The organism is Neptunitalea lumnitzerae (genome assembly GCF_027924185.1).
Taxonomy (GTDB): domain Bacteria; phylum Bacteroidota; class Bacteroidia; order Flavobacteriales; family Flavobacteriaceae; genus Neptunitalea; species Neptunitalea lumnitzerae.
Window position 1 is genome coordinate 261,220 of the sequence record NZ_BRVO01000002.1, and the last position, 11,960, is coordinate 273,179.

An 11,960-nucleotide genomic window follows, 5' to 3' on the forward strand; every position below is an offset into this window, starting at 1 on the left:
TTTGATTTTGGTTTTCTAAAAATAGTCAATAAAAAGCATACAAACAATCATTATATATATATCAAACAGGATAGGGCAGGATAGTACTAATGAGTAATGTATATAAAAATTTAAGAAATTGTAAAATATAGCCGTTTGCTACTTTTTCAATAGGCTAACAAATCTTCAATACATACCTTCGATTTTTGATTTATATAAAATGAAACAATTTTACTTACTGTTATGTTGCTTTGCTATACTTGAAATTGGCTTTGCTCAAAACTCTTTACAAAAACCAGTTATTAAAGTAGATATACCAACACCTACAGCAGATAAACCTCAGTCAAAAATATGGTTTATGGACAGTACTTGGTGGGCATTATTACCAAGCAAAAGTGGTCCTACGTTGTGGGAACGAACAGCAGATGGATGGATAACAAACGCTGAGGTTAATAATCAGTTAAAAGGGTTACAGGGTAGAGTAGATACGTATGTAGATAGAAATATAGTATATGCTGTGGGAGTTAACAATTATGAAATAAGTGTATTTAGCTTATCAAAATCATCAAGTAGATGGAAAGTAAATGTTTTAGGAAACTTTACATTTAAGAAAAACAAGCATGTTGAAACAGCTACTATATCACTTGATAATGTTGGCAATTTATGGGTGTCTGCAATTGTGGGCGATGAGGTAACTGTTTGGTGCAAGAGCGGTAATAAGCATTGGAATAAGCCATACATAATAGCTAATGGTATAGGCAAGGATGATATTTGTACTATTGTAACACAAGATAATCTTGTAAGAGTAATTTGGTCAGATCAGAAGAATGAAGCTATCATGAATTGTACTCATTTGAACACTAAAACTTATAATGAATGGGAATCAATTGAGATTGTAGAGAAAGGAAATAAAACTGCTGATGACCATTTAAACACTTTGGTAGCAGATGATGGCACTTTGTATCTGGTAACAAAAAACAGTTTAGACATTGTTGGAAAACCACAATTTGTATTAAGAGTTTTACCGGTTGGAGGGACATGGAAAAATTATCCATTTTGTAATTTAGAAGCAACAAGGCAACCAACAAGGCCAATTATTGTAGGTGTGAAAAATAAGGCATCTGATATTTTTATAGGTTACAGTATGTTTGATGACAAGGAAGATAATACAGGACAAATATTATTTGCAGTGATGGATTTGAATAGTGAAACTGTAGTTGCGAAAACCATATCTGTAATGAATCCGGATAAACAAGTTTGGGGAAAAGGAAATCAAATAAACAATGTAACAGGACCTAAAGATTTATTTGCAGCATCAACACCTTGGATTGTTTTGGCCTCTGATAAGGAAGGGAATGTTTATGAAGCTGACTTATCAATTTTTTTTTAAAAAAAATGTAAGATAATATTTATTACAAATGTAGAAATGATTATATTTAACATTAATATTTACAATGTAATTTATTGATAATCAATTTTTATATCCTCAAAGTTACTCTAATAAATGACTTTTAAGAATTGATATATCATTAATAAAAGACAATGACTTTTAGGGAACTATGTAAATATTACAAGCGATAAATTATATATGCACCAATCTTAACTATAATCTAAGTTTTGATTAAAGGTAGTAGTTTGAATATTAATTTAACTTGTAATATTATGACAAAATTTACTCAAAGAAAGTGGTTCACTTTTTTAATTCTATTATTACTACTGCTCAATTTTTCTTGTTCTGATGATTTTAATAATCAACCAGACCAGAGTAATTTACAAAATGAAGACTATTTTGTAGAACTTGTAGAAGCGCGGCAAATAGCTGAAGAAATGCTATTTGACAAAGAAAAACCTTCAGGAAAGGGAATTAATGATTTTACAGTGGTTGCTGAACCTAAAACGGTAGAAATGATTGCTACCATTAAAAATGAAAGTTTAGATAAGGCGTCATTTTACGTTGTAAATTATCAGGAAGATGGATTTATTATTTTGTCTGCAGATAAAAGAGCTAACCCTATATTAGCGTATGCAGATAAGGGTAGTTTTATTATAGATGAAGAGGAATATCCTGATGGGTTAAAGGATTGGATGGAAGAAACGAAAACTTATATTTCTGAATTGCGTACTTCAGAAATAAAACAATCTTCAGATGTTCAATTAGCATGGGAACGAAGTAACAAACTAATGTCTAGAATTGATCCGGAACCTTGTTATGATCATTCAGAAACGGTTCAAGTTGGTCCTTTATTATCTACAACATGGTATCAAACAGGCGTATTTAATGATGCATTACCTTATATAACATGTAACGGTTACAGTCAACAAGTGTATGCAGGCTGTGTACCTATTGCAATGGCTCAAGTAATGAAGTATTTTGAGTATCCAACAAGCTATAACTGGTCTGCAATGCCACCAGATTATGCTACAACTACCACAGCTAATTTTATAGAAGATATTCATGAAGCAATAGATAGTCAATATAGTGGTTATCCTACTTATGATTGTGATGGGACAGGAGTTATATCTTCGGCTAATATGGGGAATGTTCTAAAAAATGAGTTTGGTTACTCTACTGCAAATTGGGCAGGATTTAGTTACAATACTGTAAAAAGTAGCTTGAATTCTAATAAACCCGTTATTCTAAGTGGAAGTAATGGTTCTGTAGGTCATATGTGGGTATGTGATGGATATAGTCAATTATATGTTTATAGAGAGGATTGTACAGGCTTAGTATATATACCCGTATTTCATATGAATTGGGGGTGGCATGGTAGTTATGATGGTTATTATTCTTATAATGATTTTACTCCTGGAAGTCATAATTATAATAGCAATAAAAAAATGATTTATAATATAACTCCTTGATATTATAAAACTAAATTGGTTAATAATGAGAACAGGTAATACGATATAAGTATTACCTGTTTTTTTATAGATATTAGTTAAATAAAGTTATTTAAAATGAAAATTTCTTTTGCTCTCCTGCTTCTAGCCGTATGCTATAATTTTGGTTGTTAATAGTAACATTAGAACTGCCTCCAAGTTCTGAACTTATGGTAAAATCATACACTTTTTTATTTTTCCATTTAAAAGAAACTTCAAAACCACCTCTAGCGCGTATACCAGATATACTGCCATCTTGCCAAACATCGGGCAAAGCAGGTAATACATAAATGCGATCACTTGTTGATTGTAACAACATTTCTATAACAGCTGCTGCACCACCAAAATTTCCATCTATCTGAAATGGGGGATGGGCATCAAATAAGTTAGGGTAGGTACCACCGTGGCCTTTATGATTACCTTCATAATTATCGGGATCTACATATTTTAATAATTCTCTATACATTTTGTAGGCATGATTTCCGTCTCTTAAACGTGCCCATAAATTTATACGCCAGCCTTTAGACCAACCTGTGGTTTCATCTCCCTTTATTTCTAATGTTTTTTTACAAGCCTCTGCTATAGCTGGGGTTGTAAGAGGAGAAATATGATTACCAGGGTATAAGCCAAATAAATGCGATTGATGACGATGGTGTGGATCTTCATCTTTCCAGTCATAATACCATTCTTGTAGGTTACCTTTTTCTCCTATTTGGTATGGGTGAAGGTTGTTGTAAACAGATTTTACTCTAGTTAGATAGTCATCTTCTATATTTAAAGCTTCTGATGCTTTCATGTAATCAATAAATAACTCTCGAATCATTGCCAAGTCAGCTGTTCCTCCATAAAGTGTAGCACCAACATAGCCTTCTGGTGTAATATATTTTGCCTCAGGAGAATTTGAAGGAGATGTAATCCAATGACCTTCTTTATCTTTAACCATCCATTCTAAGCAAAAGGTTACAGCACCTTTTAGAATAGGGAAGGCTTCCTCTTTTAGATACTTTTTATCTCTAGTAAAATCATAATGTTCCCATAAATGAGTAGCTAACCATGCACCACCCATACTCCAATTAGCCCAATTCGGATCACCTTGTCCAAAATCTCCAACTGGGTTGGTAGTTGCCCAAATATCAGAGTTATGGGCGGTTGTCCAACCATTTACTCCATAATAGGTTTTAGCAGTTATTGCTCCAGTTACTGATGCATTTTTTATAAAACCTAATAACGGTTTATGTAGTTCTGAAAGATTCCCTGTTTCTGCTAACCAATAGTTTTCTTCAGCATTAATATTTAATGTATAATTACTGCTCCATGGCGGTCTCATATAGGGGTTCCAAATTCCTTGTAAATTAGCTGGTACTTCTTTAGTTCTTGAAGAAGCAATAGAGAGGTACCTTCCAAATTGAAAATATAGCGTTTCTAAGTTCTTATCATCTTTACCATCGTAATAGTTTAACAAACGTTTATCAGTTGGTAAACTAGGAGTTTTTTGGTTACCTAATTTTAAGGAAACCCTATTGAACAAGTTTTTATAGTCTTCTATATGTTTTTGCTTTAGGGAAGTGTAGGTCTGCTCAGATGCTTGTTCTAAATTGTGTAATGCAATTTCTTTATTATTTACACCATCTGTTACCGGATTTTTGTCGAAACCATTGAAACTAGTAGCTATACTAACATAAATAATTGCTTCTGAGCAGTTTTTTAAAGTAACACGGTCATTACTAACAGTTACTTTGCCATCGGTGTTTTTTATTTTAAAAAGCGTGGTAAATCTAGTACCTCTATTTTCATCAAATAAAATTGCATTTGGCATATCACCTCTATAGCTAGGTTCTGCATGGTAGGGAGCATATCCATTTATAGCTAAAACATTATTCTTAGCAATACTATTATATTTAAGTTCACTTTCAAAGTTAAGACTACAATTGATGCTATTCTTTTTACTAGCCGTAATTCTAATAACCATTATTTGATCGGGATGTGATACAAAATATTCTCTTTTATACCTAACCTTGTTATTCTTATAGCTTACAGTTGAAATCGCATTTTCTAAATTCAAATCACGATAGTATTCATCTGACTTTTGCTGATTATCATAATTGATTTTTAAAGTACCTAATGGGGCATAGGATTGAGAAAAAGCTCCCTGAATGTACCTCATTAGAGAATCGGCTACCTTGTAGTTTTCGTTAGCTAATGCCTCTCTTATTTTCGGAATATATTCTTTAGCTGAGGAATTATTATCTGCATTGATAGGTTCACCAGACCAAAGTGTAGCATCGTTTAAATATATTTTATCAGTTTCAACACCTCCAAAAATGGTAGCTCCCATTTTACCATTTCCTAAAACAAGGGTTTCTTCAAAATAGGTAGCAGGTTTATCATACCACATGGTAAGATCTGATTGTGCCCTGAGTTTACTATTCATAAACAGTATGGTACAAAAAATGATTAGTTTGGGGAAATTGCTATGAAAAGATAATTTACTAAGCATCTGAAAGTTATTTAGTTGCTTCGTGGCAGAGCCACGAAGCATAATTATTATTTATAAGATAATATAATGAGCTTCTCATCTACATCATCAATTAAAAAAGTTGTTTTAATTCTAATTCAGATATAGATGTTTTAGGGTTAAAATCAGCTGATTGCATATAATTAATTATTGAAGCTTTCAGCTGTTTTGCTTCCGGATGCGTATCTTCAATAGTATTTAACTGAGAAGTACAAACTAATAATTTTCCTTTCCCAATTTTAAATTCAAAAATCATTCCTAGTTTATGATTACGTTCTAGGTTGTCTATAATCTGAACTATAGGTTTATAATCTTTTGGTAAAGAATCTAATATTAAAGAGTTACTTTCTTTTATAATATTGAACCATTGCCAATTGGTATAGAAATCTGTAGGGAATGATTTAAAGATAGGATGACTTGGATCTGTTAATAGTCCTAATGTACCTGGCGAAACCGGTTTTTTTACATTTTCACTAATTGATTTAAACATACCATAGTTCCAAAATTCAGGAGGGAAATGACCAGCAAAACTCTTGTCTGTAACCATTGCTGTGGTTGGGAAAAATAGTACACTAGCACCGTTATTTAATTGTTGTAGCGTAGCTGTATTTAAGTTATCTGTAACCAAAACATCTTCCGCACTAATGTTAACTGTAGAAGGGTATACCCAAATAGAATATTCATTAGTATAATCAGAACCTTCTAAACTTAAGTTAAGTGTTATTTCTTTGGCTTCTGAAATAGAGGTTAAATTAGCCGATACTTCTCCAACAGTAGATAAGGTTCCTTGTGTTATGTTTTCTTTTGAGATAGTTCCGTTAGCAATACTATGATTATCTGAATCAGTTAATGACCAATTAATTTGAGCTTTGTTTAAATCTGATTCAGCATAATTAGAAATATCTAATAGAGCTTTAAAGGTTTCATTATTTGTCCAACAGAATTTATCAAATTCAGCTAATAAAACCACTTCATCGCAAGATTGTTTCCAAGTTTTTTCAGTAACCACATTTTTAGAATCCATGAAGGCATCTAACACACCAACTAGAGCAGTTCCTTGACCTGGGAAGTCTTGTAAATCTAATAATTGAAAACCACCTAATCCTTTGGTACGTAAAGCGGCTTCCATTTCTGCTTTATAACATAATGCAGACCAAGCTCCAGATGCTTTCTGGAAAATGCTGTCCATATCTGCCATTCCTGACCTTGCTAGGCTTTGCTTAAATTTCTCTAAATTCCAAGCTTTTAATACTCCTGTATATTTCTCAATTTCACTGTAGTCAGGGTAAATTTGGTATTGACCAATTTCGTGACTTATAATTGGCATGTTTAATTGAGACACCGGATAATCAAAATTAACTTTAGTTGAAGGCTGTAAAGAGTTTAACATACCACCCTCATTAGAATCTGCATAGGCATGGGTTAATCTCGTATGTGTTTTAATGGTATCTCCGTCTGAAGGAGTACGCGAGCCTACAAAATAGTCGACATAACTTCTAGGTTCTAAATAACCAATATTATTATTAGATCCCATAGTGTATAATGGTCTATTGTCATATTTTTTTAAAGCAATCATATTTTTTTCCACTCTATCATGTCCGCTCCAAATTTCGTTTCCAGGTGATACCATTACACAAGATGGGTGATTTGCATACGCATCTAACATTGCATAGCCTTCTTCTAATTGCATCGTTGCAACGGAATCAGCATCCATTCCTCCCCAGAAAGGAAGTTCTATTTGCAAATAGATACCTTCTTCATCAGCTGCTGTAAATGCTGCTTCAGGGGGGCAATATGTATGAAATCTGTAATGATTAATTCCATATTCCTTGGCAATTTGATACACTCTTTTCCATTCATCTACATCAGTAGGAGTGTAGCCTGTAATAGGGAAAACACCCGCTTCATGCTTTCCTCGTAAAAAGGTAGTAGCACCATTAATAGTAAATTTAGTTGCTTCAGTAGCAAACTCACGCATACCAAATGTTACTGTTTTTACATCTTTGCATTCATTGTGAGTGACTACTACTTCTAATTTATAAAGAGGTTGATTAAATTCACTCCATAAGTTACATTCATCTTCAAAGTTATAATCGAGAGAAAATTCAGCAGCAAATGGTTTTTCCATAGTATTACTTGCTATAATTTTATCTTCTCCATCTTCAGTACTTTTTATTGTTAAAGTAATCTGAACGTTTTGTCCTTTAAAAGTATCATTATTGTTCATAGTTACTTTTACACGAACATTCTTCTTGGTAACATCTGGAAACACTTTTACTTTGTCTACACGAAGTTTAGAAGAGGTTTCTAGGTACATCTCACCAATAATACCATTCCAATTGGTTTGAGTATCGTCACTATAAATATGAACATTTCCATAAGGCGTAAGCGCTAAGTCATTATTTACCATCACGGTAATATAATGTTCGCCTGGTTTAATTAGGTCGGTAAGATTATATTTGTGAGCAGATTGTAACAATTTAGAGGCTCCAATATATGTGCTATCTAACCATACTTTAGTAACTTTAGTTCGTTCCAAAAATAGTTCTACATACTTATCTTTAAAATTGCTAGGAATCACTATTTTTTTTCTATACCAAGCAGCTCCTTCATAGGTAAAAGGTCTGTTTAAGTGTAGGGTAGTGGTATCTTTATTTATAAAACCTTTTTGGTTTGTATCTGTAGTTCCCGGTAGCATTACGGAATCAGCTAATGATTTTGTAAACCATTTTTCTTTGATACCAACGTTAGCAGTATCTAAAGCAAATTCCCATTGACCATCTAGTTTTAACTTAGTTCTAAACTTTTGATTACTGTTTTCACAAGCAATTAAAAATAAGCCTAAAGCTACATAACAGATGTTTTTAATAATATGTTTTACATTCTTCATGAATGTGAGTTTAGTGGTTAATTAAGTGTAATTTCAGTTTCTAACGAAGTGATAGAGCTTCCTCCTATAAAAATTTTAAAGGTACCTGGTTCTACAATAAATTCTCCATCATTATTATAAAATCCTAACTCGTCTTTTGTTAGTTTTAGGGTAACCTTTTTAGTTTCTCCTGGCTCCAATGAAACCATTTCAAAACCTTTTAGTTCTTTAATAGGGCGCGTTACCGATGCAACCAAATCTCTTATGTAAAGTTGAACAACTTCCTTTCCTGCTACTTTCCCTGTATTGGTTAGATTCACGGATACTTCTACCGTATCTTCAGAAGAGATGTTTGATTTGCTAACTTGTAAATTGGTATATTCAAAAGAAGCATAACTTAATCCAAAACCAAATGGGTATAGAGGTGTATTTTCTACATCACTGTAGTGAGACCAAAATACGTTGTTATCTGAGTTTACAGGTCTTCCTGTTTGTTTATGATTATAGTAAATAGGAATTTGCCCCACATTTCTAGGGAATGTCATTGGTAGTTTTCCACTTGGGTTGTAATCCCCATAAAGTACTTGCGCTACAGCATTTCCTGTTTCTGTACCTAGTTGCCAAGTTTCTACGATGGCTGGTATATTTGCTTCAGCCCAATTAATGGTTAAAGGTCTACCGTTAGTTAGTACTAACACAATGTTTTTATTTACGGCGTATACCGCTTCTAAAAGCTCTTGCTGAACTCCTGGTAAACCAAGTTCTGTTCTACTTCTTGCTTCCCCTGTTTGAAAGCCATGTTCACCTAATACCATGACTACTACATCAGATTTTTTTGCTGCAGCAATGGCATCATCAAAGTCTTCTGTATTGGTGGTATTAATAGTTAGTTCTTCGGTAAAGGCAGTTTGTCCTACAGTAACATCAGCTCCTTTTTTGTAAACCAATTTGTTACCTTTATACTGTTGTAAACCTTCTAATATAGAAACCCCTGAATTATCATCTGAAGCAATTCTCCAACTACCTAGAATACTGTTATTATCATCCGCTAAAGCTCCAATAACAGCAATCTTTTTACCTTTTTTTGGTAGTGGTAATAAGTTGCCCTCATTTTTTAGTAAAACAATAGATTTTTTTGCCATATCTAATACAGCTGCTCTATTAGCATCACTACCAATCACGGTTTTTTCTAGTTCTTCATTACAATATTTGTAAGGATCATCAAATAAACCAAGTTCATACTTAACCGTTAAGATTCTTCTTGCAGCATCATCAATCAATTTTTCGTCAACCTTGCCTTCTTTCACTAATTTTACAAGTTCATCTACATAAGCATATGATTCCATATCCATATCGCAACCAGCTTCTACAGCCAATTCAGCAGCATGGTTAAGGTCTTCTGCGTGACCCCAACTAATCATTTCTTTAATAGAAGCCCAGTCAGATATTACAAAACCATTAAAATTCCATTTATCTTTTAAAATGTCTCTTTGTAAAAATTTGTTACCTGTAGCAGGGATACCATCTAATTCATTAAAAGAGTTCATCAGCGTTTTTACATCGGCCTCTACAGCAGCTTTAAACGGAGGTAAAACTACATTATAAAGTGTACTACGATCTATAGAAACGGTGTTATATTCTTTACCTGATTCAGAAAAACCATAACCGGCAAAGTGCTTCGCACAAGCAGCAATTGTATTTACATCAGACAAGTCATCACCTTGAAATCCTTTAACTCTAGCCGTAGCAATTTTGCTTCCTAAGTAAGGGTCTTCTCCGGCACCTTCCATCACACGGCCCCATCTTGGGTCACGGGAAATATCAACATTAGGACCAAAAGTCCAGTTAATACCAGAGGCAGCTGCCTCTGATGCAGCTACACCAGCAGATTCTTTTATAGCTTCTAAGTCCCAACTAGCTGCTTCTGCTAATGGAATTGGACTAAGTGTTTTATAACCATGAATTACATCAAAACCTATAATAAGAGGAATTCCTAATCTAGTTTCTTCTACTGCTATTTTCTGTACGCTTCTTACTTGATCAACTCCACGAACGGTAAGCATAGAACCTACTAAACCTTTTTTGATGTCTTCATATTTTTTTTCTGCATTACCACCTTTAGGACTTGGACCTGTTACATCCCAAAATCCGTTGTATTGATTCATTTGACCTATCTTTTCTTCTAAGGTCATAATACTTAGTAATGAGTCTACTTTTTTCTCTATAGATTGTTTAGTTTCTTTATTCATAGTTGATTTTTGTTGAGCAAAACTGTTATAGGTGCTTAATAAAAAAATGGATGATAAAAGTGAAAAATATATTTTCATATGAGTTTACTTTGATGTAAATGACGAAGCCGGCAATTGTGCTTTGTTAAATAAATTAGATTGAATCGTATTACCCCAAGCGAAGCGAACATCTGTAGGTTTCTTTACTTTTTTTGATTTTAGGTAAATACTATTGTTTTTAATAGTGGCTTTAGCAGTATAGAAAATGCCGTCTTCTCCGGCAATTTCAAACTGATTTTCTTTAGAGCTAAAATAAAGCCCTTCGTTATTATTGAAATGAACAATAACTTTGTTTTTATCTATTTCAAAGTTAGAGAATAGTGGACCAGAAATAGTTCCTTCATAGGCTTTATATTTATTTTTTAAAGCGATATTTGCCAATCGTTCTCCCACTGGTTTCTTATTCTTTGGATGAATATCGTCGGTAGTAGATACATCACTAATTACTACCATAGCCGTATTCGGAACTTTAGTAACTAATTTACGTTGTGCATCTCGTATTTTAACTCCAGAATAGGTGTCGTTTTCATAGTTAAACGGTGCTATTTGAACTAAGTAAAAGGGTAACTCATTATTTTTCCATAAAGTACGCCATGTGTTTATTAATGCGCCTAATGTTTCATCGTAATGATTTGAGCCAACATTACTTTCTCCTTGATACCATAAAAAACCTGCTATAGAGTAACCTACCAACGGCTGAATCATGGTATTGAAGGTCTTTGCTGGTTTAATAGGCCCCCATTCAGCAGGTTGTAATTTATCGGCCTCCATTGAAAGGGTTTCATCCTTTTTAATAACCTCTGATGGAATCCAAATTTCAGCAGGAGTACCTCCCCAAGCCGAAACCATAATACCAACAGGTATGCTATCCAATTCCTTATGTAATTTTTGAGCAAAGAAATAAGCAACAGCACTATTATATTTCATTACCTCAGGAGTGCAAACCTCCCATTGAGCATTTACGTCTAATTGTGGTGCATCTGATGTAGACTTAGGTGTTTTGAAAAAACGAATGGTTGGATAATTGGCTGCTGCCATTTCAGCATCTCCATTTTCAATTCCCCAAGCAGCAGACATCTCCATGTTAGATTGTCCTGAGCAAAACCAAACTTCTCCTATGTATACATCGGTCAATAAGATTTCATTGTATCCTTTTACTTTAATAGTAAATGGTCCACCAGCTTTAGGCGTTGGTATTTCTAATTTCCAATTAGCTAGATTACTAGTTTTGGTTGTATACGTTTCAGTGGTCCATGATGGCGAAATGGTAAGCTCTTCGTTCGGATCTGCCCATCCCCAAAATTTAGTGGTAGTATTTTGTTGTAAAACCATGTGGTCTGAAAAAACTGACGGTAATACAACATTAGCCTTAACAGTTGCTAAAGGACTAATGAACAACAATAAGATGAATATTTTTTTAAACATCACT

General features: G+C 33.5%; 6 protein-coding genes. 2 read left to right on the forward strand and 4 right to left on the reverse strand.

Going from position 1 to position 11,960, the window contains the following annotated elements; all coding sequences use genetic code 11:
* Positions 1-199 precede the first annotated feature (199 nt).
* Together Y10_RS08645 and Y10_RS08650 are read left to right on the forward strand one after the other, a co-directional pair.
* A complete protein-coding gene (locus tag Y10_RS08645) occupies positions 200-1,369 on the forward strand; it encodes a hypothetical protein (protein ID WP_281764986.1) in 1,170 nt (389 codons plus the stop codon).
* A gap of 272 nt (positions 1,370-1,641) precedes the next feature.
* Positions 1,642-2,841: a C10 family peptidase gene (locus Y10_RS08650; RefSeq protein ID WP_281764987.1), complete on the forward strand. Its 1,200-nt coding sequence runs from the start codon at positions 1,642-1,644 to the stop codon at positions 2,839-2,841.
* A gap of 91 nt (positions 2,842-2,932) precedes the next feature.
* On the opposite strand, the gene Y10_RS08655 is transcribed toward Y10_RS08650, so the two are convergent.
* The 4 genes from Y10_RS08655 to Y10_RS08670 all read right to left on the reverse strand — a co-directional run bounded on the left by Y10_RS08655 (position 2,933) and on the right by Y10_RS08670 (position 11,956).
* Positions 2,933-5,290: a glycoside hydrolase family 95 protein gene (locus Y10_RS08655; protein ID WP_281764988.1), complete on the reverse strand. Its 2,358-nt coding sequence runs from the start codon at positions 5,288-5,290 to the stop codon at positions 2,933-2,935.
* 157 nt (positions 5,291-5,447) lie between these two features.
* A complete protein-coding gene (locus tag Y10_RS08660; protein WP_281764989.1) occupies positions 5,448-8,264 on the reverse strand; it encodes a sugar-binding domain-containing protein in 2,817 nt (938 codons plus the stop codon).
* A gap of 17 nt (positions 8,265-8,281) precedes the next feature.
* Positions 8,282-10,492, reverse strand: a complete 2,211-nt coding sequence (gene bglX / locus Y10_RS08665; RefSeq protein WP_408733614.1) for a beta-glucosidase BglX — start codon at positions 10,490-10,492, stop codon at positions 8,282-8,284.
* Between the two features lie 84 nt (positions 10,493-10,576).
* Entirely contained in the window at positions 10,577-11,956 is a 1,380-nt protein-coding gene (locus Y10_RS08670) for a sialate O-acetylesterase (protein WP_281764991.1), read from the reverse strand.
* Between the last annotated feature and the right edge of the window lie 4 nt (positions 11,957-11,960).